25 protein-coding genes are annotated in these 24,469 nt (G+C 74.5%); 11 read left to right on the top strand and 14 right to left on the bottom strand.

What is annotated here, in order from left to right; genetic code table 11:
- Positions 1-12: 12 nt before the first annotated feature.
- On the bottom strand, positions 13-597 hold the full coding sequence (locus Q3W68_RS15100) for a DUF1684 domain-containing protein (protein WP_302906026.1): 585 nt from the start codon (positions 595-597) through the stop codon (positions 13-15).
- A gap of 103 nt (positions 598-700) precedes the next feature.
- Between Q3W68_RS15100 and Q3W68_RS15095 the strand changes: the two genes are divergently transcribed.
- Both Q3W68_RS15095 and Q3W68_RS15090 read left to right on the top strand, forming a co-directional pair.
- Positions 701-1,183, top strand: a complete 483-nt coding sequence (locus Q3W68_RS15095) for a MarR family winged helix-turn-helix transcriptional regulator (RefSeq protein WP_302906025.1) — start codon at positions 701-703, stop codon at positions 1,181-1,183.
- A gap of 11 nt (positions 1,184-1,194) precedes the next feature.
- Complete coding sequence (locus Q3W68_RS15090) at positions 1,195-2,181, top strand: pirin family protein (protein ID WP_302906024.1); 987 nt, start codon at positions 1,195-1,197, stop codon at positions 2,179-2,181.
- A 43-nt stretch (positions 2,182-2,224) separates the two neighbouring features.
- On the opposite strand, the gene Q3W68_RS15085 is transcribed toward Q3W68_RS15090, so the two are convergent.
- Positions 2,225-2,350, bottom strand: a complete 126-nt coding sequence (locus tag Q3W68_RS15085; protein WP_302906023.1) for a hypothetical protein — start codon at positions 2,348-2,350, stop codon at positions 2,225-2,227.
- A gap of 140 nt (positions 2,351-2,490) precedes the next feature.
- Between Q3W68_RS15085 and Q3W68_RS15080 the strand changes: the two genes are divergently transcribed.
- Positions 2,491-4,080 (top strand): phospholipase D-like domain-containing protein, encoded by a 1,590-nt coding sequence (locus tag Q3W68_RS15080; protein WP_302906022.1) that lies wholly within the window; start codon positions 2,491-2,493, stop codon positions 4,078-4,080.
- Here the strand turns inward: Q3W68_RS15080 and Q3W68_RS15075 are convergent.
- Entirely contained in the window at positions 4,029-4,766 is a 738-nt protein-coding gene (locus Q3W68_RS15075; protein WP_302906021.1) for a hypothetical protein, read from the bottom strand. The genes Q3W68_RS15080 and Q3W68_RS15075 overlap by 52 nt on opposite strands.
- 333 nt (positions 4,767-5,099) lie before the next feature.
- Between Q3W68_RS15075 and Q3W68_RS15070 the strand changes: the two genes are divergently transcribed.
- Both Q3W68_RS15070 and hrpB read left to right on the top strand, forming a co-directional pair.
- Positions 5,100-5,921 (top strand): SigB/SigF/SigG family RNA polymerase sigma factor, encoded by an 822-nt coding sequence (locus Q3W68_RS15070; protein WP_302906020.1) that lies wholly within the window; start codon positions 5,100-5,102, stop codon positions 5,919-5,921.
- Between the two features lie 134 nt (positions 5,922-6,055).
- Entirely contained in the window at positions 6,056-8,665 is a 2,610-nt protein-coding gene (gene hrpB / locus Q3W68_RS15065) for an ATP-dependent helicase HrpB (protein WP_302906019.1), read from the top strand.
- A 3-nt stretch (positions 8,666-8,668) separates the two neighbouring features.
- Here the strand turns inward: hrpB and Q3W68_RS15060 are convergent, their stop codons facing one another.
- Positions 8,669-9,394: a PP2C family serine/threonine-protein phosphatase gene (locus Q3W68_RS15060; RefSeq protein WP_194800983.1), complete on the bottom strand. Its 726-nt coding sequence runs from the start codon at positions 9,392-9,394 to the stop codon at positions 8,669-8,671.
- Between the two features lie 214 nt (positions 9,395-9,608).
- On the opposite strand from Q3W68_RS15060, the gene Q3W68_RS15055 reads away from it, so the two are divergent.
- Positions 9,609-12,215, top strand: coding sequence for a glycoside hydrolase family 9 protein (locus Q3W68_RS15055; RefSeq protein ID WP_302906018.1), 2,607 nt, complete (start codon positions 9,609-9,611; stop codon positions 12,213-12,215).
- 44 nt (positions 12,216-12,259) lie between these two features.
- Positions 12,260-12,580, top strand: a complete 321-nt coding sequence (locus Q3W68_RS15050) for a multidrug efflux SMR transporter (RefSeq protein WP_069089914.1) — start codon at positions 12,260-12,262, stop codon at positions 12,578-12,580.
- 6 nt (positions 12,581-12,586) lie between these two features.
- Here Q3W68_RS15050 and Q3W68_RS15045 read toward each other — a convergent pair whose 3' ends face one another.
- Positions 12,587-13,117: a DinB family protein gene (locus Q3W68_RS15045; RefSeq protein ID WP_302906017.1), complete on the bottom strand. Its 531-nt coding sequence runs from the start codon at positions 13,115-13,117 to the stop codon at positions 12,587-12,589.
- Positions 13,118-13,156: 39 nt separating this feature from the next.
- Complete coding sequence (locus Q3W68_RS15040) at positions 13,157-13,714, bottom strand: GNAT family N-acetyltransferase (protein ID WP_302906016.1); 558 nt, start codon at positions 13,712-13,714, stop codon at positions 13,157-13,159.
- Between the two features lie 389 nt (positions 13,715-14,103).
- Here Q3W68_RS15040 and Q3W68_RS15035 point away from each other — a divergent pair, with 389 nt between their 5' ends.
- Positions 14,104-15,408, top strand: a complete 1,305-nt coding sequence (locus Q3W68_RS15035) for an MFS transporter (RefSeq protein ID WP_302906015.1) — start codon at positions 14,104-14,106, stop codon at positions 15,406-15,408.
- 23 nt (positions 15,409-15,431) lie between these two features.
- Complete coding sequence (locus Q3W68_RS15030; RefSeq protein WP_302906014.1) at positions 15,432-15,965, top strand: GNAT family N-acetyltransferase; 534 nt, start codon at positions 15,432-15,434, stop codon at positions 15,963-15,965.
- A 1-nt stretch (position 15,966) separates the two neighbouring features.
- Here the strand turns inward: Q3W68_RS15030 and Q3W68_RS15025 are convergent, their stop codons facing one another.
- From Q3W68_RS15025 to Q3W68_RS15005, 5 genes are all read right to left on the bottom strand, one after another.
- The gene (locus tag Q3W68_RS15025; RefSeq protein WP_302906013.1) at positions 15,967-16,224 is read right to left on the bottom strand and encodes a UBP-type zinc finger domain-containing protein; all 258 of its coding nucleotides are present in this window, start codon (positions 16,222-16,224) and stop codon (positions 15,967-15,969) included.
- The gene (locus tag Q3W68_RS15020; RefSeq protein WP_302906012.1) at positions 16,221-17,801 is read right to left on the bottom strand and encodes a Na+/H+ antiporter; all 1,581 of its coding nucleotides are present in this window, start codon (positions 17,799-17,801) and stop codon (positions 16,221-16,223) included. The genes Q3W68_RS15025 and Q3W68_RS15020 overlap by 4 nt, the downstream gene beginning before the upstream one ends.
- A 37-nt stretch (positions 17,802-17,838) precedes the next feature.
- Positions 17,839-18,804 (bottom strand): TIGR03885 family FMN-dependent LLM class oxidoreductase, encoded by a 966-nt coding sequence (locus Q3W68_RS15015; protein WP_302906011.1) that lies wholly within the window; start codon positions 18,802-18,804, stop codon positions 17,839-17,841.
- 88 nt (positions 18,805-18,892) lie between these two features.
- Positions 18,893-20,305 carry an NADP-dependent succinic semialdehyde dehydrogenase gene (locus tag Q3W68_RS15010; protein ID WP_302906010.1) on the bottom strand — a complete coding sequence of 471 codons (1,413 nt, stop codon included), beginning with the start codon at positions 20,303-20,305 and terminating at the stop codon, positions 18,893-18,895.
- 12 nt (positions 20,306-20,317) lie between these two features.
- On the bottom strand, positions 20,318-20,581 hold the full coding sequence (locus Q3W68_RS15005) for a DUF6343 family protein (protein ID WP_302906009.1): 264 nt from the start codon (positions 20,579-20,581) through the stop codon (positions 20,318-20,320).
- 162 nt (positions 20,582-20,743) lie between these two features.
- Here Q3W68_RS15005 and Q3W68_RS15000 point away from each other — a divergent pair, with 162 nt between their 5' ends.
- Both Q3W68_RS15000 and Q3W68_RS14995 read left to right on the top strand, forming a co-directional pair.
- On the top strand, positions 20,744-21,337 hold the full coding sequence (locus tag Q3W68_RS15000) for an antibiotic biosynthesis monooxygenase (protein ID WP_302906008.1): 594 nt from the start codon (positions 20,744-20,746) through the stop codon (positions 21,335-21,337).
- A 99-nt stretch (positions 21,338-21,436) separates the two neighbouring features.
- The gene (locus Q3W68_RS14995; RefSeq protein ID WP_302906007.1) at positions 21,437-22,276 is read left to right on the top strand and encodes a GDSL-type esterase/lipase family protein; all 840 of its coding nucleotides are present in this window, start codon (positions 21,437-21,439) and stop codon (positions 22,274-22,276) included.
- Between the two features lie 46 nt (positions 22,277-22,322).
- Here the strand turns inward: Q3W68_RS14995 and Q3W68_RS14990 are convergent, their stop codons facing one another.
- The 3 genes from Q3W68_RS14990 to Q3W68_RS14980 form a co-directional block, all read right to left on the bottom strand.
- Positions 22,323-23,066, bottom strand: a complete 744-nt coding sequence (locus tag Q3W68_RS14990; protein ID WP_302906006.1) for an EcsC family protein — start codon at positions 23,064-23,066, stop codon at positions 22,323-22,325.
- 39 nt (positions 23,067-23,105) lie between these two features.
- Entirely contained in the window at positions 23,106-23,252 is a 147-nt protein-coding gene (locus Q3W68_RS14985; RefSeq protein WP_013285352.1) for a hypothetical protein, read from the bottom strand.
- Positions 23,253-23,346: 94 nt separating this feature from the next.
- Positions 23,347-24,198 carry a peptidase M23 gene (locus Q3W68_RS14980; protein ID WP_302906005.1) on the bottom strand — a complete coding sequence of 284 codons (852 nt, stop codon included), beginning with the start codon at positions 24,196-24,198 and terminating at the stop codon, positions 23,347-23,349.
- Between the last annotated feature and the right edge of the window lie 271 nt (positions 24,199-24,469).

The following is a 24,469-nucleotide window of genomic DNA, read 5'->3' as shown; positions in this document are numbered from 1 at the left end:
TCCCTCGCCACATCAGTGGTACGCCCGCTCGCCGGCCCGCAGCGGCACGTCCACCCGGTTCTCGGGCGGGGCCAGCGGGCAGGCCCACCTGTCGTCGTACGCGCAGCTTGGGTTGTAGAGGTAGTTGGCGTCCAGCCGGACCCGGTCGCCGGGCAGCACGGTCAGGCCCCGGCCGAACGTGCCCTTCACCGTGTCGGTGAGGTACCGGCCGCCGCCGTACGAGCCGTCGCCGCAGGTGGCGTCGCGCAGCGGCAGGAACAGCCCGCCCCCGTACGCCTCGATCCACCAGAGCGTGAGCGGTCCCCACGCCGTCTCGGCGACCGCGACCCGTCGGTACGCGACCACGCCGTCCGGGCCGCCGGTGTCGATGCGCAGCTCGCCGGAGGCGGGCCGCAGCGGCGCCTCGACCACTGCCGACGGGTCGGGCGGGTACCAGCGCAGCCCGGTGAAGCCGGGCCGGTCGGCGGGTGGCACCGGGCTGCTCGGGTGGGTGCGGAACAGCTCGTCGCGGGCGGCCCGGAAGCCGGCCAGGTCGAGGTCGGACAGGTAGAGCGCCGCCACCCGCTCCCGCCAGTCGAGCAGGTCGAGATCGTCCATCCCCCGACCCTATATTCAGTTTTCAAGAAGAGCAGCTTGAAGCGCATCACCGCACGCGGCAGAGGCACTTGTTTAAATTTTAAGTAGTGCTACTCTCGGAGCCATGACGGAGAGCCTGGACGCGGAGCGGATGGCCTGCTGGCGCGCGTACATCGAGTCGAGCCAGCGGCTGTTCACCCGGCTCGAGGACGACCTGCGTGCCGACAGCGACCTGAGCTTCGCCGACTACCACGTGCTGGTGCTGCTCTCCGAGGCACCCGGCCAGCGGCTGCGCATGGGTGAGCTGGCCGACCGGCTGGTCTTCTCACCGAGCCGGCTGACCTACCAGATCACCACGATGCGCAAGCGCGGCCTGGTGGCGAAGGAGGCCTGTCCGGCGGACCGGCGCGGCAGCGAGGCGGTGCTCACCGCGGCCGGCCTGTTCGCCCTGCGCGAGGCCGCACCGCACCACCTGCGCTCCGTGCGCGCCCACCTGATCGACGACCTCGACGACGCCGAGGTCGCCTGCCTCACCCGGGTCTTCGAGCGGCTCGGCCGGCGCCTGCGCGCCGACGCCACCGCGTCGTCCACCCCGGCCGACAAGTAAGGAGTCCCGCGATGCCCGCGATCACCGTCGACGACGTCCTCGTCCTGCCCCGCCTGCCGAAGCTCGGCGAGGCCACCGAGTACCGCTCGGTCACCCGGGTCACCACCGCCCCCAGCGGCTATGAGGGTGAGGGCTTCCCGGTCCGCCGGGCCTTCGCCGGCGTGCCGATGACCGAGCTGGACCCGTTCATCCACCTCGACCAGATGGGCGAGGTCGACTACGCGCCGGGCGAGCCGAAGGGCACCTCCTGGCACCCGCACCGCGGCTTCGAGACGGTGACCTACATGATCGACGGGATCATGGACCACCAGGACTCGACAGGTGGCGGCGGCACCATCACCGACGGCGACACCCAGTGGATGACAGCCGGAAGCGGCCTGTTGCACATCGAGGCGCCGCCGGAGCACCTGGTGATGAGCGGCGGGCTGTTCCACGGCCTGCAGCTCTGGGTCAACCTGCCCCGGGTGGCGAAGATGAGCGCGCCCCGCTACCAGGACATCCGCGGCCGGGAGTCGGCGCTGCTGACCACGCCCGACGGCGGCGGCCTGATCCGGGTCATCGCCGGCGAGGTCGCCGGGCACCGGGGTCCGGGCTCGACGCACACGCCGATCACCATCGCGCACGTCACGTTGCAGCCCGGCGCCGAGCTGAGCCTGCCGTGGCGGTCGGACTTCAACGCGCTGGTGTACGTGCTGGCCGGCCGCGGCACCGTCGGCACCGACCGGCGGCCGATCCACCTCGGCCAGCTCGCCGTGCACGGGCCCGGTGAGGCGCTGCGGATCACCGCCGACCCGACGCAGGACTCCAACGCCCCGGCGCTGGAGCTGTACCTGATGGGCGGCCAGCCGATCCGCGAGCCGGTGGCGCACTACGGCCCGTTCGTGATGAACACCCGGGCCGAGCTGATCCAGGCGGTCGAGGACTTCCAGGCCGGCCGGCTCGGGGTGATCCCGACCGGGCGGGTGCCGCACACCGGCGGCCAGGGCGACCGGCCCTGACCTGCTACGGGCGCCCCGGTTCGCCGGGGCGCCCGGGCGCGGTTCAGGAGACGGCGAAGATCCCGGCCACCCCGAGGATCACCATCAACAGGACCGCCACCAGCGCACCCCGCTCCCCCTCCACCGCCTGCTCGCGGTCGGCCACGGTGTTCGTCGTCTCGGCGGGCATGTCGGTGCCTCCTCGGTTTCGCGGTCCAGGGGTCCGGCGCACCCCTGACGCGCGCACCGACGCCGACCTGCTGCTCGACGTGCGGGGCCCTGCCGGGGGTCCTACCGTGTGAGGACGTCGTCGACCTCGGGGGGTGGAACGTGACTCTGCGGGACTGGTTCCTCACCGCACAGGAACGCGCCAACCCGGGCTCTGAATTACCCGTCTGGACCGATGGAAACCTCGCCGAGCCGCTCATTCACGGTGCCGCGTACTTCGACCGCCTGGTCAGCGAGGTGGAATCACTCTCGGCGGGCGACCACCTGTTCTTCACCGACTGGCGGGGTGACCCGGACGAGCGGATGCGCCCGGACGGCCCGACGGTGGCGCAGTTGTTCGCCCGCGCCGCCCAGCGCGGGGTGATCGTCAAGGGCCTGATCTGGCGTTCCCACCTCGACACGCTCTCCTACAGCGAGGCGGAGAACCGCGACCTCAGCGAGGCGATCCGCGCGGCGGGCGGCGAGGTGCTGCTCGACCAGCGGGTCCGGCGCGGCGGCTCGCACCACCAGAAGCTCGTGGTGCTGCGCCACCCGGGCGACCCGAGCCGCGACATCGCCTTCGCCGGGGGCATCGACCTGTGCCACAGCCGCCGCGACGACGCCGGCCACGCCGGCGACCCGCAGCCGGTCGGCATGTCCCCCCGGTACGGCCCCACGCCGCCCTGGCACGACGTGCAGCTCGCGGTGCGCGGGCCGGTGGTCGGCGCGCTGGACACCACGTTCCGGGAGCGGTGGACCGATCCGATGCCGCTGGACTCGGAGAACCCGATGGCGTACCTGCGGGACCGGCTGCGCGGCTCCGACCTGCGCCCGGACCCGCTGCCCGAGCAGCCCGCCGACCCGCCGCCCTGCGGCCCGCACCACGTGCAGGTGCTGCGCACCTACCCCGCGGTGCGGCCCCGCTACTCCTTCGCCCCGGACGGCGAGCGCACAGTGGCCCGCGGCTACACGAAGGCGGTACGCCGGGCCCGGCGGCTGATCTACCTGGAGGACCAGTACCTCTGGTCGACCGAGGTGGCCGAGCTGTTCGCGCAGGCGCTGCACGAGCACCCGGACCTGCACCTGGTGGCGGTCGTGCCCCGGCACCCGGACGTGGACGGCCGGCTCGCGCTGCCACCGAACATGGTGGGCCGGGAGCAGGCGCTGTCGCTGTGCCACCGGGCCGCGCCGGAGCGGGTGCACGTGTTCGACGTGGAGAACCACGACGGCACACCGGTCTACGTGCACGCGAAGGTCTGCGTGGTGGACGACGTCTGGGCCAGCGTGGGCAGCGACAACTTCAACCGCCGGTCCTGGACGCACGACAGCGAGCTGTCCTGCGCGGTGCTCGACGACACCCGCGACGAGCGGGCGCCGGCCGACCCGGCCGGGCTGGGCGACGGCGCCCGGGTGTTCGCCCGCGACCTACGGCTGCGTCTGTGGCGCGAGCACCTGGACCGCGATCCGGGCGGCGCGCAGGACGACGACCTGCTGGACCCGGCGGACGCGGTGGCGACGATCACCGCGGCGGCGGAGGAGCTGGACCGCTGGCACGCCGAGGGCCGGACCGGTCCCCGTCCGCCGGGCCGGTTGCGGCCGCACCGCCCGGAGCGGTTGCCCTGGCGTACGCGACTCTGGGCGCTGCCCGCGTACCGGCTGGTCTACGACCCGGACGGCAGGCCGCTGCGGGCCCGGCGGGCCGGCACCTGGTGAAGATCCGCCACCTCGTCCGGCACGTCCGGGCGGGCCGGGTACGCGAACGACACGCGCGGCGAGTAGAACCCCCAGCACACCTGCAGCGGGTTGGCCGGGCGTAGCGCGTGGACCGGGTGCTCCGGGGCCGGGAACTCCACCGACTCGACCTCGAACGGTGACACCGGCTCGGCCACGTACGGGTAGTCGGTGACGACCAGTTCGCCGTCGTGGCCGGTGAGGTAGCGGTGGTGACCCAGGTGCGCCTCGGTGCCGGTGTGACCGACCCGGGCGGTGACCCGGATCAGCAGAGTGCCGTCGGCGGCCCGGGTCTCGGCGGTGAGCTGATCGCCCCGCAGATCGAGGCGGGTCTGCCCGGGGACGGCCGGCGCGCCCCGCGCGGCGGCGTACTGCCGGACCCGCTCGCTGGAGGAGAGGTAGTGCGTCCACCAGCCACCGGGCGTCTCGCCGTCGGGCGGGTTCATGTCCGTCAATGAGACACCCAGGTAGGTGAGCGAGTACGCCCCGAAGCCGGAGGTCTGCGTGTCGTCGTCGACCACGTACTGGTTGACGAACACCTGCCGCTGCGGGTGCGGGCGCAGACCCACCGGCAGCAGCGTGTCGACCGCGCCGGGATCCGCCGGGAGCCAGCTGAACAGCAGCGTCCGGGCATTGATGACGAGTTGCGGCGCGGCGGGATCGAGCACGGTGCCTCCGTTGACGTGTCGCTACGGACGGTACGGGCGGTCCCGTCGGCGGGACAACGACAGAAAGGCGACACTTCGGCCACCTGTCGGATTCCACGTTGACCGGTCGGGGTACGAGCGGGTCCGGCCGGTCAGCGCCGCCCGCCGCCCCGCCGGGCGCGAAATCAACCGGCTCATGCCTTTCCTGGCCGCTTACACCTTAAGTACATCGTACTTTCGGCTAGATTTCCGCAGGACGATCAGGCTATGGTGGCTTCCGAACGTACGACAGACACCTAAACCTAAGCGTCACGTCTTTTTTCTTCCGTGGACGAGGTGCAGGGAGGACCACCCATGACCGCTCCCACGACCAGCGCACCGGCGAGCACGCCGGCCGCCTCCGCGAAGCTCGACCCCCGCTCGCTCACCGACAGCGCCGCCGACCTCCTCGCCGCGATGGCCGCCCTGCCCGCCGACCACCCGTCGCGGCCCGCGCTGCGCGACCGTGCCATCGAGGCGTGGCTGCCGCTGGCGAACCACCTGGCCCACCGCTACAGCGGCCGGGGCGAGCCCAACGACGACCTGGCGCAGACCGCCGCGATCGGCCTGATCAAGGCGATCGACAAGTTCGACCCGTCGCGCGGCGTCGACTTCGCCGGCTACGCCATCCCCACCATCATCGGTGAGCTGAAGCGCCACTTCCGCGACCGCACCTGGGACATCCGGGTGCCGCGCCGGCTCCAGGAACTGCGCCTGGCGATCTCCGACGCCAACAGCACGCTGCTGCAGACGCTCGGCCGCTCGCCGACTGTCGCCGACATCGCCACCCACCTCAAGCTCACCGAGGAAGAGGTGCTGGAGGGCCTGGAGGGCGCCCGCGCCTACAACGCGGTGTCGCTGTCCACCCCGACCGGCGACGGCGAGCGGGCCACCGAGCTGGGCGACCTGCTCGGCGGCGAGGACGGCGAGTTCGAGCTGGCCGAGATGCGGGTCGCCCTCGGCCCGGCGCTGGCCACGCTCGACCAGCGCGAGCAGAAGATCCTCACGCTGCGCTTCTACGGCAACCTGACCCAGTCGCAGATCGCCGAGCAGATCGGCGTCTCGCAGATGCACGTGTCGCGGCTGCTGGCCCGGGCCCTGACCAAGCTGCGCGGTCAGCTCGACGGAACGTACTAGCAAGGGGGGCGGCGGCCGGGTCGGCGGACCCGGCGCGGCGGCCCACCCGGCCCGGTCGGCGGTGCGCCGGCCGGGCCGTTCCGCGTCCCGGGGGCGACGCCGCCCGTCCGGCGGCGCGGTGCGAGAGTGGGTCGGTGCTCGCCGACATCCCGCTCGACCTGCCGGTCCGCCCGGTCCTGCCGGCGCTCGTCGGCGCGCTGCGCGAGCGCGGCGCCGCCGTCCTGGTGGCGCCGCCGGGCACCGGCAAGACCACCACCGCGCCGCTCGCGGTCGCCGACGCGGTCACCGGCCGGGTGGTGATCGCCCAGCCCCGGCGGGTGGCCGCCCGCGCCGCCGCGCACCGGATGGCCGCCCTGCTCGGCGAGCGGGTCGGCGACCGGATCGGGTACGCGGTGCGCGGCGAACGCCGGACCGGGCCGGGTACCCGGGTCGAGGTGGTCACCACCGGCCTGTTGGTCCGCCGCCTGCACCACGACCCGGAGCTGCCGGGCGTGGACGCGGTGGTGCTCGACGAGTGCCACGAGCGGCACCTCGACGCCGACCTGGCGCTGGCGTTCAGCGTCGAGGCCCGCGCGACGCTGCGCCCGGACCTCTGGCTGCTGGCGATGTCGGCCACCCCGCGGACCGACCGGTTCGCGGCGCTGCTCGGCGCCGGCGACCCCGCCCCTGTGGTACGCGCCGAGGCCGCGCTGCACCCGGTCGAGCGGGTGTGGGCGCCGACGCCGCGCCCGGTGACGCCGCCCGGCGCCGGGCGGGTCGACCCGGCACTGCTCGACCACGTGGCCGCCACCGTCCGCCGGGCGCTGCGGGAACGCGACGGCGACGTGCTGGTCTTCCTGCCCGGCGCGGGTGAGATCGCCGCCGTGGCGGGCCGGCTGGCCGGTCTGCGCGACGTCACCGTGCTGCCGTTGCACGGACGGCTGCCGGGGCCCGCCCAGGACGCGGCGCTCACCCCTGCCGCCGGGCGGCGCGTGGTGCTGGCGACGGCGGTGGCCGAGAGCAGCCTGACCGTGCCCGGCGTACGGGTGGTGGTGGACGCCGGACTGAGCCGGGTGCCGCGCACCGACCTGGCCCGAGGACTGGGCGCGCTGGTGACCGTGCCGGTGTCCCGGGCCGGGGCCACCCAGCGTGCCGGCCGGGCCGGACGGGAGGCGCCCGGCGCGGTCTACCGCTGCTGGTCCGAGGCGACGCACGAGCGACTCGCCCCGCAACCCGAACCGGAGATCGCCACCGCCGACCTGACCGGGTTCGCGCTGGAACTGGCCGCCTGGGGCACACCGGACGGCGCCGGGCTGGCGCTGCCCGACCCGCCACCGCCGGCCGCGCTGACGGTGGCTCGGGAGACGCTCACCACGCTCGGCGCGGTGGACCAGGACGGGCGGATCACCGCGCGGGGGCGGGCGGTCGCGGCGGCGGGCACGCATCCCCGGCTGGCGCGGGCGCTGCTGGACGGCGCACCCCGGGTGGGCGCCGAACGGGCCGCCCAGGTGGTGGCGATCCTCGGCGAGGACACGCTGGGCGGGGCGGCGGACGACCTGCCCGCCCGCTGGCGGCGGCTGCGCGACGGCGCCGACCCGGGCGCCACCGCGCGCTGGCGCACCGAGGTACGCCGGCTGCGCGCCGCCCTGCCCGCCGACGCCGCCGACCCGCGCCCCGGCTCACCCGTCGGCCCGGCGGACCGGCGACAGACCGGCGTGCCCGGCGACCGGGCGGCGCAGCGGCGCGACGCCGGGCGGGCGGCGGGAGACGAGCGGGAGCGCCTGCCCGACGATCTGGCCGCGGGGCTGCTCGCCGGACTCGCGTACCCGGAACGGCTGGCCCGGGTGCGGCGGCCGGGCGGGTCCGCGTACCTGATGGCCGGCGGGACCGCCGCGGAGCTGGCGCCGGGGTCGGGGCTGGCCGGGTCGGCGTGGCTGGCCGTCGCGGTGGCCGACCGCTCCCCCGGCGCGCCGGCCGCCCGGGTGCGGCTGGCCGCGCCGATCGACGAGGCGACCGCCCGGGAGGCCGGGGCCGCGCTGCTGCGCGCCGGACGGGAGGTGGCCTGGTCCGGCGGGGACGTGGTGGCCCGGGAGGTGGTCCGGCTCGGCGCTGTCGAGCTGGTCGACCGGCCGCTCACCGCGCCGGAGCCGGAGCTGGTCGCGGCCGCGCTGCTGGACGGGCTGCGGCAGGAAGGGACGGGACTGCTGCGCTGGACGCCGGAGGCGAGCGGGCTGCGCCGCCGGCTGGCCTTCTGCCGCCAGGCGCTCGGCGACGACTGGCCGGACGTGTCCGACACGGCCCTGCTCGACCGCGCGCCCGAATGGCTCGGACCGGAGCTGGCACGCGCCCGCCGCCGGGCCGACCTGGGCCGGGCGGACGTGACGGCGGCCCTGCGCCGGCTGCTGGACTGGCGGCAGGCGGCGCGGCTGGACGATCTGGCCCCGGAGCGGATCGAGGTGCCCAGCGGGTCGCGGATCCGGGTCGACTACGCCGACCCGGCCGCACCGGTGCTGGCGGTCAAGCTCCAGGAGACGTTCGGCTGGCGGGACGTGCCGCGCATCGCCGACGGGCGGGTGCCGGTGCTGCTGCACCTGCTCTCCCCCGCCGGGCGGCCGGTGGCGGTCACCGCCGACCTGGCCTCGTTCTGGCGCACCGGATATCCACAGGTGCGGGCGGAGCTGCGCGGACGTTACCCGCGCCATCCCTGGCCGGAGGACCCGACCACTGCCGAGCCGACCCGGAGGGCCGCTCCGCGCCGGCGGTGAGGACTACTCCTCGACGACGTCGGCGATCACGACGGTGATGTTGTCCGGGCCGCCGGCCCGCAGCGCCAGGTCGATCAGCCGGGCCGCGCAGGCGTCGCGTTCCGGCTGCTCGCTGAGCACCTCGGTGAGCGTGTCGGCGCGGACCACGTTGGAGAGGCCGTCGCTGCACAGCAGCCAGCGGTCACCGGCCCGGGGCACCATCGTGGCGTACGACGGGGAGACCTCGTCGCCCTGCAACGCCTGGGTCACCACCGCCCGCCGGGGATGGCTGCTGGCCTGCTCCGCGGTGATCACGCCCTGGTCGACGAGCATCTGCACGAACGTGTCGTCGCGGGTGACCTGCTTGAGCACGCCCTCGCGGTAGAGGTAGGCCCGGGAGTCGCCGACGTGCGCCAGCGCGAGGCAACTGCCGGTACGGGCGAACAGCAGCGCGGTGAGCGTGGTGCCCATGCCCTGGCGTTCCGGGTCCTCCTCGACGGCCTGCCGGATCCGCGCGGTGGCCAGCTCGATCCCGCCCTGGAGCGCGGCGACGAGCGCGTCCTCCGGCGTCTCGACGTCCAGCGGGGCGACCGCGTCGATGGCGATGCGGCTGGCCAGGTCGCCGGCCGCCATGCCGCCCATGCCGTCGGCGACCGCGACCAGCCAGGCGCCCGCGTGCTGCGCGTCCTGGTTACCGCTGCGGATCAGCCCACGGTCGCTCGCTCCGACGGAACGAAGCTTCAGGGTCATGGGTCGCAGCCTGCCAGGTCGAGGGCTCGGATGTCTCTAGGAGATCACTGACATCGTACGTGGCGCGCGGAATCGCGCCGCGCGCGGGCGCGCGACGCTCATCGGGCCGGATCGATTGACAGCGGCGGAACGCGGTGGAAACATCGGGCTGATATTGGGAGCGCTCCCAGCCCCCGGTCTCCCCCACCACCCCCCGAGCACGGAAGGAACCTCCGTGACCCGATCCCGTCGTCGGCTCGCCGCACTCGCGGCCACCACGCTGGCGCTCACCGGCCTCACCGCCGGCCCGGCGAGCGCCGAGGTGCCGCCGGACGCCCCCGAACAACTCCGCAACGGCGACTTCAGCGCCGGTGTCTCCCCCTGGTTCTCGTACGGCACCGGCGACCTCGCGGTCGTCGACGGCCGCCTCTGCACCTCCGTCGCGGCGGGCACCGCCAACCCGTGGGACGCCGGCATCGGCCAGGACGCGGTGCCGCTGACCCAGGGCGCCGAGTACGAGCTGTCCTTCGACGTGTCCGCGACCCCCGGCGCGCCCCTCAAGGCGGTGCTCCAGCTCGGCAGCGCCCCCTACACCTCGTACGCCAGCGTCGACGCCACAGCCACCGGCACCGCGCAGCGCGTCACCACCACGTTCACCTCCCCGGCCGACAACCCCACCGCCCAGCTGATCTTCCAGATCGGCGGCAGCGCCCAGGCGCAGACGTTCTGCCTGGACAACGTGTCGCTGCGCGGCGGTGAGCCGGCGCCGCCGTACGAGCCGGACACCGGGCCCCGGGTGCGGGTCAACCAGGTCGGCTACCTGCCCGGCGGTCCCAAGCACGCCACCGTCGTCACCGAGGCCACCGACGCGCTGCCGTGGCAGCTGAAGTCGGCCGGCGGCGCGGTGGTCGCCAGCGGGCAGACCACGCCGCGCGGCACGGACGCCGCCTCCGCGCAGAACGTGCAGACGGTCGACTTCTCCGCGTACCGCACGCCGGGCACCGGCTACACGCTGACAGTGGACGGCGAGACCAGTCACCCGTTCGACATCTCCGGGGCGCTCTACGACCGGTTGCGCGCCGACTCGCTCCAGTTCTTCTACGCCCAGCGCAGCGGCATCGCCATCGACGGTGACCTGATCGGCGAGGAGTACGCCCGCCCGGCCGGCCATCTCGGCGTCGCGCCCAACCAGGGCGACACCGACGTGCCGTGCCAGGCCGGCGTCTGCGACTACTCGCTGGACGTGCGCGGCGGCTGGTACGACGCGGGCGACCACGGCAAGTACGTCGTCAACGGCGGCATCGCCACCTACCAGCTCCTGAGCACCTTCGAGCGGACCAAGACCGCCGAGACCGCCGACGGCGGCGCCGCCCTTGATGACTCCACGCTGCGGCTGCCCGAGCGCGGCAACGACGTGCCGGACGTGCTCGACGAGGCCCGCTGGGAACTGGAGTTCCTGCTGCGCATGCAGGTGCCGGCCGGCAAGCCGCTGGCCGGGATGGTCCACCACAAGATCCACGACCGGAACTGGACCGGCCTGCCGCTGCAGCCCCAGGACGACCCGCAGCCGCGCGAGCTGCACGCGCCGTCCACCGCCGCCACGCTGAACCTGGCCGCCGTCGCCGCGCAGTGCCAGCGGCTGTACGCCCCGTACGACGCCGCGTTCGCCGCGCGCTGCGGCACCGCCGCGAAGACCGCGTACGCGGCGGCCAAGGCGCACCCGGCGGTCTACGCCCCGGCCAGCGACAGCACCGGCGGCGGCGCGTACGACGACACGAACGTCAGCGACGAGTTCTACTGGGCCGCGGCCGAGCTGTGGCTGACCACCGGCGACAAGGCGTACCTGGCCGACGTCACCGGCTCGCCGCTGCACACCGCCGACGTGTTCGCCCCGAACGGCGCGTTCGGCTGGCAGAGCGTCGCCGCGCTGGGCCGCCTGGACCTGGCCACCGTGCCGAACACGCTGCCCGCCGCGGAGAAGACCCGCATCCGCGAGTCCATCACCGCCGCCGCCGACAGCTACCTGGCCACCATCGCCGGCCAGGCGTACGGGCTGCCGTTCCCCGGCACCGCCGACGCGTACGTCTGGGGCAGCAACAGCAACCTGGTGAACAACGCGATCGTGCTGGCCACCGCGTTCGACCTGAGCCGCGACGCGAAGTACCGGGACGGCGCGGTGCAGGCCGCCGACTACCTGTTCGGCCGCAACGCGCTGAACATGTCGTACGTGACCGGGTGGGGCGAGCAGCACGCCCGCAACCAGCACAGCCGGATCTTCGGCCACCAGCTGAACCCGGACCTGCCGCCTCCGCCGGCCGGTTCGCTCGCCGGTGGCCCGAACGCCGCGCTGCAGGACCCGTTCGCGGCGAACCTGCTCGCCGGGTGCGCGCCGATGTTCTGCTACGTCGACGACATCAACTCGTACGCGACGAACGAGGTGGCGATCAACTGGAACTCGGCGCTGGCGTGGCTCGCGTCGTTCCTGGCCGACCAGGGTGACGCCGGCGCGGTGCCGGCGCCGTCCTGCGCGGTCACCTACACCACGCACGGGAGCTGGCCGTCCGGCTTCACCACCCAGGTGACGGTGCGCAACACCGGCACGACGGCGGTGAACGGCTGGAGCCTGCGCTGGGCGTTCCTCGGCGACCAGAAGGTGAGCCAGGCGTGGTCGGCGCAGGTCGGTCAGACCGGCGCCACTGTCACCGCGAAGAACCTGCCCTGGAACGCGAAGCTGGCGCCGGGCGCCTCGACCACGTTCGGCTTCAACGGCACCGCCTCCCGTTTCCCGAACCCGGACCCGGGGCTGGTCACCCTGAACGGAAAGGCCTGCACGGTCTCCTGACCGGGCTGACCGGACGCCATCGCAGGACCGGGTACGGTCCTGCGATGGCGTACCTTTTCCTGCTCGGCGCGATCACCGCCGAGGTGATCGGCACCAGCCTGCTCAAGGCCACCGACGGCTTCACCCGGCTCTGGCCCACGCTCGGCCTCGCCGTGGCGTACCTGTCCGCGTTCGGGCTGCTCTCGCTGGCCGTGAAGGACATCCCGGTCGGCGTCGCGTACGCGGTCTGGTCCGGCCTCGGCACCGCCGCCATCATGGCGATCGGCGCGGCGTTCCTCGGTGAGCCGCTGAGCGTGGCGAAGGTGGTCGGGGCGGGGCTGGTCATCGCCGGGGTGGTGGTGCTCAACCTCGGCGGCGCGCACTGAGCCGAATCAGGACGGCTGCCGCGCCGCCCGCAGCAGCCGGAGCTGGCCGATCTCGGCCACGTTCTTCATCAGCTCGGCGTTCACCCAGCCGGCCAGGTGCGCGACGGTGAGCCCGGCGTCGGCGGGCCAGGGGTACGCGGACGGCCGGTCCAGGTCGGCCTCGCCCAGCCCGTCCAGCGCGTCCGTCCACTCCGTCCGCAGCTCCCGCAGCCACGCGACAGTCTCCGCGCCCGGACCGGGCCACCTGATGTCGTCGCGTTCCCGCGCCGGGCGCTGCCGCACGTGGTCGGCGGCGACGGACCACCACCAGCCGATGTGCCAGGTCAGCCAGGCGATCGTGGGCGCCGGCACCGGGTCCGGCTCGGTGTCGGCCCAGTCCGGACGCCAACCGCCGTCCGAGCCGGGACGCATGGTCCAGCAGAGTCCTCCCGGCTCCCAGAGGAAGTCCGCCGGCTCCAGCCGGTCGAGGTGGTACTCGGCCAGCGCCCAGGTCAGGTCGAACTGCCAGCGCAGCAGGGCGTTCACGGAGGCGGACACCGCGCGATCGTGGCACGGCCCGCGTCCCCGGTCGACCGGTTAACGGCTGTTTCGCTCCGCAGCCGAGCCGCCGCCCGGGTCGGGCCCGGGGACCGGTCGACGCATCGCGATCCGCTCGGCCGGGTCGAGGCCGAGCGCCGCCTCGGCGGCCAGCAACTCGACCAGCCCAGGCGTCAACTCCGCTCCGGCCAGCTCACGGAAACCGCAGCGCACGTAGTACGGCCCGTTCCACGGCACCGACCGGAACGTGGTCAGCGTCAGCGCCGGCAACCCCTCGGTGGCCGCCCACCCGGCCACGCCGTCGAGCAGGCGCCGCCCGATGCCACGCCGGGCGTACGCCGGATCGACGCTGATCTGCTGCACGTGCGCCGCGCCGTCGACCAGGTCGGCCAGCACGAACGCGATCGGGCGGTCGGCCGGGTCGGTCGCCACCCACAGCCGTCCGGCGCGCTGCCCGGCGGCCAGCGCGTCCAGCGGCAGCGGCGGCATGTCGGCTACCAGGGTCATGCCGATCTCGCGGAACGGGGCACCGGAGGCCACCTCGATCCGCTGCACCTCGGTCAGCTCACCGGCCCGGGCGATCCTGCTGCGCTCCACGGGCCGACCCTGGCAGAGCACGCACCGGAAGGCGAGCGGGTTTCCCCGTACCGCGCTCCATTGTGTTCCTGACTCGTCCGGCTGCCCAGAGAATCGGGTCCGTCCGATGCTCGGTGGCGGCCCGGTTCCGCTGCACGACGAGCCCGAGCGGCGACGGGGTCGCGGCTACTACCGGGGTGCGGCGCTGCGGGTAACGGTCCGCCACGGCGGATGGGAGATCGGTGACGGCGGCTTCACCGACTGGACCGCACGGCTGCTCGGCGAACCGCCCGCGAGCGACATGCCTCCCCGCCGAGCCCTCGGGTGTGACAGGCGTCGCCGGTTCCGGGGCGCCGCGACAGCCGGCCCACGCCTAGCGTCGACCGCATGGCCCTCGCCGGACCCCGCTGATGGGGCGCCTCTCGCCGCTCCCGCCGCCCGGGCCGCTGCGCACGCTCGCGTACGCCACGCTGGTCAACACCGTCGGCGCGGGGCTTTGGCTGGCCGGCGGGGCGCTCTACCTGACCCGGGATGTGGGGCTGTCCGCCACCTCGGTGGGCGCCGGGCTCACAGTCGCCGGGCTGGTCGGGCTCAGCGCGAGCGTGCCGCTGGGCGCGCTGGCCGACAGGTGGGATCCGCGTACGCTCCGGGCCGCCCTCCAGGCGGGCCAAGCGGTCGTCGCGCTGGCGTACCTGCTGGTCGGCTCGTTCCCGGCGTTCCTGGCGGTGGCGGTGCCGGAGGCGCTGCTCGCGGCCGGCAACCTGGCGGTACGGGCGGCGCTCGTCGCCGCGGTGGGCGGCCCCGACGGCCGGGTGCACGCCTTCGCCACACTGCGCGCGGTGGCCAACCTGGGCATCACCGTCGGTACCGCGCTGGCCGGGATAGCGCTCGCGGCGGACACGCACCGGGCGTACCAGGTGCTCGTGGTCGGCAACGCGGCCACCTACCTGCTCTCGGCGGCGCTGCTGCTGCGCCTGCCGCCGCAGCCGACCGCCGACGCGCGCCGGGCCACGGCGGCGAGGCCGGCCCCCGACGCGGAGACGACGCCCGGACCGCTGACGACCGGCGGCGGCACCCGGCGCGGACCGGGCGGGCCGCTGCGGGACGGGCGGTTCCTCGCGGTGAGCGGCGCGTCGGCGGTGCTGAGCACGCACGTGACGGTGCTCGTCCTCGTCGTGCCGCTGTGGACCGTGGACCGGGCCGGCGCGCCACCATCTGTGGTGTCGGCGGTGCTGCTCGTCAACACGGTCCTCACCGTGCTGCTCGCGGTGCGGCTGAGCCGGGGCGCGGAGCGTGCCGCGCCGGCCGCCCGCAAGCTGCGCCGGGCCGGGCTGGTGCTCGCGGCGGCGACACCGCTGTACGCGGCGACGGCCGGCCTGCCGGTGCTCCCGGCGGTCGTCCTGCTGCTCGTCGCGACGGCGGTGTGGACGGTGGGCGACCTGTGGCACGGCGCGGCCGGCGCGGGCCTCGCCTACGACCTGGCCCCACCCGGGGCGATCGGGGCCTACCAGGGCGCGGACGGCCTGCTCGCCGGGCTGGCCCAGGCGCTCGGCCGGGGCCTGCTCACGCTGCTGGTGCTGGGCGGCGGGCCGGTCGGCTGGCTGGTGCTCGGCGGGATCTTCGCCGTCGCCGGGCTGGCCGCCCCGGCGCTGACCCGCCGGGCGGTCGCGGACCGGCCGGTGCCGGAGGCACGACCCGCCGGGGTGCCCGGCTGAGCCCGGTGTAGCAGCATGGCGGGATGACCGACCAGCAGAGCATCACCATCCGCCCGGGTGGACCCGGCGACGCCCCCACGCTGCTGCGGCTGCTCGACAGCGCCACCGCCTGGCTGGCCGAACTCGGGCGTACCGACCAGTGGGGCACCGAGCCGGCATCGATCGACCCGCGCCGCATCGCCCAGGCCGACGCGTGGGCCGCCGGGGACGGCCTGTACCTCGCCGAGATCGACGCGACTGTGGTGGGCGCGCTTGTGGTGGGCGCGGCGACCGAGTACGTGCCGCCCGCCACCGAGCCGGAGCTGTACGTGAACCTGCTGGTCACCGACCGGGCGTACGCGGGACGCGGGGTCGGGGCGCGGCTGCTGGCGTACGCGGCGGAGCGGGCCCGCGAACGCGGCGTCGGCCTGCTGCGGGTGGACTGCTTCCGGAGCCCGGACCGGGCGCTCGTGCGGTTCTACGAGCGCTGCGGCTTCACCGCCACCGAGCCGTTCACGGTGGAGCGGCCGGGCCGCCCGCCGTGGCCGGGGCAGGTGCTGGAGCGCCGGGTCGGCTGAGTCAGCCGATCTCCTCGTCCACGAAGCACCAGCGCCACGACTCCCCCGGCTGGATCGACCGCATGACCGGGTGTCCGGTGGACTCGAAGTGCTTCGTGGCGTGCTGGTACGGCGAGGAGTCGCAGCAGCCCACGTGCCCGCAGGTCAGGCAGGCGCGCAGGTGGACCCAGTCAGGGTTGCCGATGGCGACGCAGTCGGGGCACTCGGTCGTGGTGTCCGGCTCGGCCGTGCCCGCCTCGGCCAGGTGCTGGCAGCTCATTCGACGGCCTCCTGTCGCAGCATGGACTCCTCCAGATCCAGATCACGATAGGCGCGGGTGAGCGCCTCCTCCGGGATCTGCCCGGAGTCGCGGGCGGCCCGGAACACCTCCCGCTCGGCGTCGATCATCTCCTGCCGCAGGCGCGCGTACGCCTGGGAGGGGGTTTCCCGTTCGGTGCCGCCGAGCCGCTCCCAGGCCAGGTTGGCACGGGAGGTGGTCAGCCCGCGCAGGCGTTCCACCACCGCCTCCGGCGCGCCGGCGGCCAGCTCGTCGAGCCGTTCCCGGGCCGCCCGGCTGGCCCGCTGCTGCACCCCGGCGGCGGACAGCGCGTCCTGCACCGGGTCGTCCGGGGGCAGCCGCAGCCGCCGGGCCAGCCAGGGCAGCGTGGCGCCCTGCCCGACCAGCGTCGCCACGATCACCGCGAAGGCCAGCCAGATGAGCAGCCCGCGCGGGTACGGCGTGTCGTCGGCCAGGGTGAGCGGCAGGCCCAGCGCGGCGGCGAGCGTCACCACGCCCCGCATGCCGGCCCAGCCGATGACGACCGGGAACTGCACCGGTGGCGCCGGGTCGCGCCGGCGGACCCGGGGCACGAGCCGTGCCAGGTAGGTGGCCGGGAACACCCAGACGAACCGGGCCAGGAAGACTGCGGCCAGCACCGCCGCGGTGATCGCCACCAGCGAGCCGAACGGCTCGTCGAGGTCGCGTACCACCTCCGGCAGTTGCAGGCCGACCAGCAGGAACACCAGTCCTTCGAGCAGGAACCGGATCAGCCGCCAGAACGCGGTCACCTGCAGCCGGGAGGCGGCCGACAGCAGCGTGGGCAGCTTGTGCCCGATGCCGAGGCCGGTCACCACCACGGCGACCACGCCGGAGGCGTGGATCTCCTCGGCGGCGAACACCACAGCGAACGGCACGATCAGCGACAGCGCGTTGTCCAGCACCGGATCGGTGATGCGCTTGTGCAGGTAGCCGAAGACCACCACGCCCAGCAGGCCGACCAGGATGCCGCCGCCGGCCGCGACGACCACCTCCCGGGCCACCGCGCCGACGCCGACGCCGCCGGTGGTGGCGGTCGCGGCGACGATCGCCACCCGCAGCAGCACCAGCGCGGTGGCGTCGTTGACCAGGCTCTCGCCCTCCAAGATGGTGACGACCCGCCGGGGCAGGCCGACCCGCCGGGCCACCGCCGTGGCGGCGACCGCGTCCGGCGGCGCCACCACCGCGCCGAGCGCCAGGCAGATCGCGTACGGCAGCTGGGGCAGGAACCAGTGCACGACGGTGCCGACCACGAACGCGGTGAAGACGACCAGCCCGACCGCGAGCAGCAGGATCGGCCGCAGGTTGAGCCGGAACGCCGGCACCGACGTCTCCAGCGCCGCCACGTAGAGCAGCGGCGGCAGGATGCCCACCAGCACCAGGTCCGGGTCCAGCCGCACGTGCGGGAAGAACGGCAGGAAGGACAGCGCGAGGCCGAGCACCACCAGCAGGATCGGCGCCAGCAGGCCGAGCCGGCGGGCCAGCGCCGCACCGAAGGTCGCGATGGCCAGGAAGACCACGACCTCGAACAGAGCATCCACGAACGACGAGCCTAAGCGCCGGAGGGCCGATGTGTGATCAGGCGGCGGAGCGCAGCTTCGGCAGCACCTCGGCGCCGAACGTGTCGATGAACTCGCGCTGCTCCTGCCCGACGTGGTGCAGCGCGATCTGGTCGAAGCCGAGCGCCACGTACTCCTCCAGCCACCCGACGTGCCGGCCCAGGTCGGCGGAGACGTTCACGGTCTCGGCGACCTTGGACATCGGCACGTCCGCGCTGGCCACGTCGAAGTGCTCGGGGGTCTCCAGGTCCCAGCAGACCGGCGGCGCGAACACGTTGCTGCGCCACTGCTCGTACGCGATCGCCTCGGCCTGCTCCTGCTCGGGCGCCCAGCTGACGTGCACCTGGAGGTGCAGCGGGCCACGTCCGCCCGCGTCCCGGTAGGCGTCGATCATCCGCCGCAGGTGCTCGACCGGCGCGTTGACGGTGATCAGCCCGTCCGCCCACTCGGCGCACCAGCGCGCGGTGGCGACGCTGACCGCGGCGCCGACCAGCGCGGGCGGCTCCTCCGGCCGGGTCCACAGCTTGGCCCGGTCCACAGTGACGAGGCCGTCGTGGCTGACCTCCTCGCCGGCCAGCAGCGCCCGGATCACGTCGACGCACTCGCGCAGCCGGGCGCTGCGGACGTCCTTGCGCGGCCAGACGTCGCCGGTGATGTGCTCGTTGGCCGCCTCGCCGGTGCCCAGCGCGGCCCAGAACCGGCCCGGGTACATGGCGCCGAGCGTGCCGATGGCCTGCGCGATGATCGCCGGGTGGTAGCGCTGGCCGGGCGCGTTCACCACGCCGAAGGGCAGGTTCGTGGCCTGGAGCGCGGCGCCGAGCCAGGACCAGGCGAATCCGGACTGGCCCTGCCGCTCGCTCCACGGCGAGAAGTGGTCGGAGCACATGGCCGCGTCGAAGCCGGCGCGCTCGGCGTGGATCACCGCCTCCAGCAGCCGGGCCGGGTGGATCTGCTCGTGGGATGCGTGGAAGCCGAACGCCGTCATGGTGGGCACTCCTACCCACCCTTGCGGAGATGTAAGCAGGGGCCCCTTGTTAACGCCTCCGGTAGAGGAAGGGGCCCCTGTTAACACCTCACTCGGAGTGCGCGCCGGCGCCCGCGCCGGCCTCCCCCGCACCGATCCACACGGTCTTGGTGTTGCAGAACTCGCGCATGCCGGCGGCGGACAGCTCGCGGCCGTACCCGGAGTTCTTCACGCCGCCGAACGGCAGCTCCGGGTAGGACGTGGTCATGCCGTTGATGAACACGTTGCCGGCGTCCAGGTCGACGGCGAAGCGCTCCTGCTCGGCCGGGTCGTTGGTCCAGGCGTTGGAGCCGAGGCCGAAGCTGGTGCCGTTGGCGACCTCGATCGCCTCGTCGTACGAGCCGACGCGGTAGAGCCCGGCGACCGGCCCGAACACCTCCTCGCTCCACATCCGCATCTCCGGACGCAGGTCGGTGACCACCGTCGGCGGGTAGTACCAGCCGTCCCCGGAGGGCTTCTCGCCGCCGCAGAGCACCGTCGCGCCCTGGTCGACGGCGTCGGTGACCTGGGCGTGCACCTCGTCGCGGCCGCGCTCGCTGGCCAGCGGGCCGACGTCGGTGCCGTCGTCCATCGGGTCACCGACGCGCAGTGCCGCCATCCGGGCGGCGAACTTCTCGGCGAACGCGTCGAAGACGTCGGTGTGCACGATGAACCGCTTCGCGGCGATGCAGGACTGGCCGTTGTTCTGGCAGCGGGCGGTGGTGGCGACCTCGGCGGCGGCGTCCAGGTCGGCCGAGGGCATCACCACGAACGGGTCGCTGCCGCCCAGCTCCAGCACCGTCTTCTTGATCTCCCGGCCGGCGATCTGGGCGATGGACCGGCCGGCCGGCTCGCTTCCGGTGAGCGTGGCGGCGCGGACGCGGGGGTCGCTGAGGATCCGGTCGACAGCGTCGGAGCCGACGAGCAGCGTGGTGAACGCGCCCTCGGGGAACCCGGCGCGGCGGAACAGGTCCTCCAGGTAGAGCGCGGTCTGCGGCACGTTGGAGGCGTGCTTGAGCAGGCCGGTGTTGCCGGCCATCAGGGCCGGGGCGGCGAACCGCATCACCTGCCACAGCGGGAAGTTCCACGGCATCACCGCCAGCACCGGGCCGATCGGCTGGTAGCGCACGTACGCCCGCTTGGCCTTGACCGCCGCGGCGTCGGCCGGTTCGTCGGCGAGCATCCGGGGCGCGTTGTCGGCGTAGAAGCGGCAGGCGGTGGCGCACTTGGTGACCTCCGCCTTCGCGGCGGCGTACGTCTTGCCCATCTCGGTGGTCATCAGCCGGGCCGTCTCGTCGCGCTCGGCGTCGAGCAGGTCGGCGGCGGCGGTCAGCCAGCGGGCCCGCTGCGCGATGGTGGTGTCGCGCAACTGCCGGAAGGCGAGGTCGGCCCGCTCGATCGCGGCGTCGATCTGCTCGTCCGACATCGCCTCGTACGTCTTGAGCACCTGTCCGGTGGCGGGATTGGTGGTGGCGATGGGCATCTCGTACTCCTGTCACTCGAACAGCGAGTGCCGCACGCCCGGTTCCTCCCGGCGGCGCGCGGCGCGGCGGCGCTGGATCACGACCAGGTCGACCACCGCCACCACGGCGAGCAGCGCGCAGACCACACCCAGCCAGGCGATGTCGGCGCCGAACGCGAGCACCGCGAAGACGGTCATCACGACCAGACCGAACGTGGCGAGCACGAGCCGCAGGTTCAGTGCGCTGTTCGCGTGGCCGACCGTGCCGCGGGCGCGTCGGGGCTGTGATCGGGTCATTCCTGGGGCCTACCCCGGCACGGGCTGGGATAACCGGCCGGCGCGGGAACGCCGGTGATCCGGGACACCCGGCGGGCAGGCGCCGGATGTGCCCGGACAGCGGGTGCGTTACATCGGTGCGCCGGTACCGGCGGAGATCCCGCGGACGGTGGAGAGGATGGCATGACCACGACGCAGGCCGTACCCGTGACCGTCGCCGTGTCCCGGCGCGCCGATCCGGCGCGTACCGACGAGGTGGTGGCGTGGATGCGGGCCGGGACGGCGCTCGCGGAGAGCTTCCCCGGCTTCCTCGGCGCCGGTTTCGTCCGCAGCGCCCCCGGCTCGGGCGAGTGGCACGTGATGTACCGCTTCGCCGACGCGGACACGCTGCGCGGCTGGGAGGACTCGCCGCAGCGGCGCTGGTGGCTCGGCTCGGCGCAGGGCATCGTCGAGCACACCCGGGTGGAGCGGCGCACCGGCATCGAGGGCTGGTTCGACCCGCCGGTGGACCACGTGGTTGAGACGTTCGGCGAGCCGGAGCCGGCCGCGCCGCCGCGCTGGAAGCAGGCGGTCACGATCTGGCTGGCGTTCTTCCCGCTCAGCCTGGCGGCCACGCTGCTGACCACCCGGTTCCTCGCCGGTGTGCCGCTGGCCGGCCGGACGCTGCTGATGACGCTGGTGCTCACGCCGCTGATGACCTACCTCGTGCTGCCCCGGATCACCCGGGTGCTGCACCGGTGGCTGCACGGACGGCCGGCGCCGGCACGACAGATGTGAACGACAGTGGCCGATGCCCGATAGCCGACAGAACCGCCGCCGGCTCTCGGCCGGGGCATAGGGTCGACGGGCCCGTTGCCGCCGCCGGACGGGGGGCCGATGAGACGCTGGATCGCCGCGCTGGCCTGCCTGGCGGCGCTCGTCGCGCTCGCCTGTGACGGCTCCGGTGAGGGTGCACCCCGGCCGTCCGGCACGCCCCGCCCGGGCGAGCCCCGGGTGCTGGTCGCGCTCGGCGACTCGGTGAGCACCGGCTACGGCTCCTGCCTGGTGCTGGTGAGCTGCGAACGCAACTCCTGGTCGACAGGGGACGGCCTGCGCGTGGAGAGCCTCTACCGGCGGCTGCGCGCCGACGCGCCGGGGCTGCGGGCGTACAACCGGGCCGTGCCCGGGGCCCGCGCGGCCGCGCTGACCGGCCAGGCCCGGTCGGCGGTACGCGACAAGGCCGACCTGGTCACCGTGCTGATCGGGGCGAACGACGCCTGCCGGGGCGACGTCGACGACATGACACCCGTCGCGACGTTCCGGGACCAGGTCGACGCGGCGCTCGCGGTGGTGCGGGAGGGCCGGCCGAAGGCCCAGGTGCTGGTGGTCAGCATCCCGGACCTGTACCGGCTCTGGCGGATCGGGCACACCGAGCCCCGCGCCGTGCGCGCCTGGTCGCGGGGCGTCTGCCCGTCGCTGCTGGCCGACGCCACGTCGACCGCGCCCGCCGCGGTGGCCCGCCGGGCGCGCGTCCGGGACCGGATCGAGGCGTACGACGGGCAGCTTCGCGGCGCCTGCCGGGCGTACGGGTCACGCTGCCGCTGGGACGGCGGCGCGGTGCACCGCCACCGCTTCGACCTGGACCAGGTCAACGCGCTCGACTGGTTCCATCCGAACGCGGCCGGTCAGGGCCGGCTGGCGGAGGTGGCCTGGAACGCCTCCGGCTGGGCGGACTGAGCGGCCGGTGCCGGCCGCGCCGGGTGGAGCGGCCGGCGCACGGTGATCAGGGCCGGCGCGGATCCGGTAGCTGCCGGGGGCCGGCGGCGCGGTAGAGGGCGCGCGTGCGGTCGGCCAGTTCCTTCGTGGCCGAGGAGTTGGCCCAGGTGCCGAGCACGATCGCGGCGCCCGGCACGACCTTGGCGAACATCCGCTTGGCGGCGCGCACCCCGGCCATCCGGGCCAGGCGGACCCCGAGCTGGAGCATCACCCGGCCCAGCGCCCGGTCACCTGCCGAGCCGAACAACGCGCCGGCCCGTTCCCGCCCGGCTGCCACTCCGAGCGCCAGGCGGGCCGTGGTGGCGGCCTTGTGCACCCGCTGGAGCACAAGCAGGTCGGTGGCCCGGTCGGGGTGCGTCGGGTCGGCGCCGTAGGCGGCCGCGACGTGCAGCACCAGCCGGGCCTGGGTCCAGGCCAGCACGCCCACGTCGATCACCGCGCCGGGCAGCCCGGCCGCGCCGGACACCGCGCCGGAGAGACGGGCGTGGTTGACGAACTTGCGTACCGCCTGGTCGGCCAGCTGCTCCGGCGGCGCGTCCGGCCGCAGCGCCCGCTCGCGGGCGGCCCACTGGGCGGCCTCCGGGCCGAGCCGGCGTACCGCCTCCAGGGCGAGGTGTTCCGGCGCGTACTGCGGGTCCTCCCGCATCCGGTCCCACAGCTTGGCCGGCGGCGCCTCGGGCGCCTCCACCGGCGGGACGGGGGCGGCGGGGACGGCGTTGGGCTCCCCGTCGACGGGGGCGGGGTCGGTCACGAAGGGCTCCGGAGGCTCGTGCGGCGGGGGTGACGCGGGTCAGCGCCGGCGCGACTGCAGCCGGTTCGCGATCTGCCGCAGCCGGGCCTGGTTCTCCGGCTTCGACATCTCACGCCGGCCGCGGTCGACCAGCTGCTGGCCCCGCGGCGACCGCAGGAAGGCGGTGATCCGTTGCATCAGCGACATGAGGGTCCTCCCGTCCCGCGGTCCCCTTCATGTGTACCTGGGACCGGCAAGTCCCTGATACCCGAATCGGCCCTTCGCCAACCACCCGTCCGGGTCAGCCCAGGATCTCGGCCACCACCTCGCCGGCCCGCCACTCGTGCTGGGCGTACGCGTCGGGGAACGCCGAGATCTGCACCGCCTGCGCGGCCACCGAGAGCGGCAGGTTCTGCCAGCCGGGGATCTCCGCCAGCGCGGACAGGAACGCCTTCGTCGCGTACTCGGGGTCCATGAGCTGCTCGACGGTGCCCCAGCCGCTGCTCGGACGCTGCTGGAACAGCCCGACCGAGTCGTGGTCCCAGCCGATGGCCTGGTGCGGGTAGCTCTGCGACTCGGGCAGCACGCCGCTGGCGTAGTTGAGCAGGGTGCTCTCCTGCATGGCGGTCGCCACCGCGATGACCAGGGCGCGGCGCGGCATGCCCATCTCCTTGCCGGCCTGCACGATCTTCTTGGCGTTGTTCATCTGGGTACGGTCCAGGCCGGCGACCGGGACGATCTGCCGGACCGTCTTCTTCGGCTTGGGCTTGGCGGTCGCCTTCGGGCTCGCCGTCGCCGACGCGGACGGGTCGGTGCCGGGGGTGGCGGGGGCGGCGCTCGGCCGGGCCATGGCCCGGGAGGCCGGGTCGACCGCCGCGCGCTCGGCGACCTCCGCCGAGGGCGCCGGGCCGGCGGCGCGGTCCGGGGCGCCGAAGCCGGCCTGGCTGACGCCGACCAGGCCCAGGCAGCAGGCCGCGCCGGTGGCGACCGCCAGCTTCGTCCGGCCGGGCCGGGGGTTCGTGGGGGCCCAGAAGCGGGTACGCCGGGCAAGTCCCCGGAGCGTGGTCAACCGATCGGTGGAAGGGGTATCGTCCGAACGGTCAGCCGGGCGGCCGGAGCCGAACGGGTCGTCGAGGTTGCCGTCGTTACGCATCCGACGAGGCTAGGCAGGGCAAACCGGGATCACCCAGGCCGAAAGGGTGGCCCTCGCCACACTTCGGCCGTTCCGAAGCGGACGGGCCACCCCAGCGCGGACCAGCCGACGACGGACCTCGGGAACCGGATCAATCACCCGGGCGACGGCGGGCGCAGCGGGCCGGGCAGGAACGCCGCAGATCTCCCGGTCCCGCCCGATGATCGACTAACTCGTCCGTTCGGACGATCCGGATATGGGTCGCCGGACCGGGGCGTAGCCGAATCGTGAT

The sequence above is a fragment of the Micromonospora sp. C28ISP2-4 genome, assembly GCF_030519385.1.
Lineage (GTDB): Bacteria > Actinomycetota > Actinomycetes > Mycobacteriales > Micromonosporaceae > Micromonospora > Micromonospora tulbaghiae.
The sequence above is the reverse complement of the archived record's forward strand: the minus strand, read 5'-3'. Positions and strand labels throughout refer to the sequence as shown.

Coding starts and splice junctions, on each gene's coding strand:
- Q3W68_RS15100 (WP_302906026.1), bottom strand. CDS start 597: ATGGACGATCTCGACCTGCTCGACTGGCGGGAGCGGGTGGCGGCGCTC.
- Q3W68_RS15095 (WP_302906025.1), top strand. CDS start 701: ATGACGGAGAGCCTGGACGCGGAGCGGATGGCCTGCTGGCGCGCGTAC.
- Q3W68_RS15090 (WP_302906024.1), top strand. CDS start 1,195: ATGCCCGCGATCACCGTCGACGACGTCCTCGTCCTGCCCCGCCTGCCG.
- Q3W68_RS15085 (WP_302906023.1), bottom strand. CDS start 2,350: ATGCCCGCCGAGACGACGAACACCGTGGCCGACCGCGAGCAGGCGGTG.
- Q3W68_RS15070 (WP_302906020.1), top strand. CDS start 5,100: ATGACCGCTCCCACGACCAGCGCACCGGCGAGCACGCCGGCCGCCTCC.
- Q3W68_RS15060 (WP_194800983.1), bottom strand. CDS start 9,394: ATGACCCTGAAGCTTCGTTCCGTCGGAGCGAGCGACCGTGGGCTGATC.
- Q3W68_RS15050 (WP_069089914.1), top strand. CDS start 12,260: ATGGCGTACCTTTTCCTGCTCGGCGCGATCACCGCCGAGGTGATCGGC.
- Q3W68_RS15035 (WP_302906015.1), top strand. CDS start 14,104: ATGGGGCGCCTCTCGCCGCTCCCGCCGCCCGGGCCGCTGCGCACGCTC.
- Q3W68_RS15030 (WP_302906014.1), top strand. CDS start 15,432: ATGACCGACCAGCAGAGCATCACCATCCGCCCGGGTGGACCCGGCGAC.
- Q3W68_RS15025 (WP_302906013.1), bottom strand. CDS start 16,224: ATGAGCTGCCAGCACCTGGCCGAGGCGGGCACGGCCGAGCCGGACACC.
- Q3W68_RS15015 (WP_302906011.1), bottom strand. CDS start 18,804: ATGACGGCGTTCGGCTTCCACGCATCCCACGAGCAGATCCACCCGGCC.
- Q3W68_RS15010 (WP_302906010.1), bottom strand. CDS start 20,305: ATGCCCATCGCCACCACCAATCCCGCCACCGGACAGGTGCTCAAGACG.
- Q3W68_RS15005 (WP_302906009.1), bottom strand. CDS start 20,581: ATGACCCGATCACAGCCCCGACGCGCCCGCGGCACGGTCGGCCACGCG.
- Q3W68_RS15000 (WP_302906008.1), top strand. CDS start 20,744: ATGACCACGACGCAGGCCGTACCCGTGACCGTCGCCGTGTCCCGGCGC.
- Q3W68_RS14995 (WP_302906007.1), top strand. CDS start 21,437: ATGAGACGCTGGATCGCCGCGCTGGCCTGCCTGGCGGCGCTCGTCGCG.
- Q3W68_RS14985 (WP_013285352.1), bottom strand. CDS start 23,252: ATGTCGCTGATGCAACGGATCACCGCCTTCCTGCGGTCGCCGCGGGGC.
- Q3W68_RS14980 (WP_302906005.1), bottom strand. CDS start 24,198: ATGCGTAACGACGGCAACCTCGACGACCCGTTCGGCTCCGGCCGCCCG.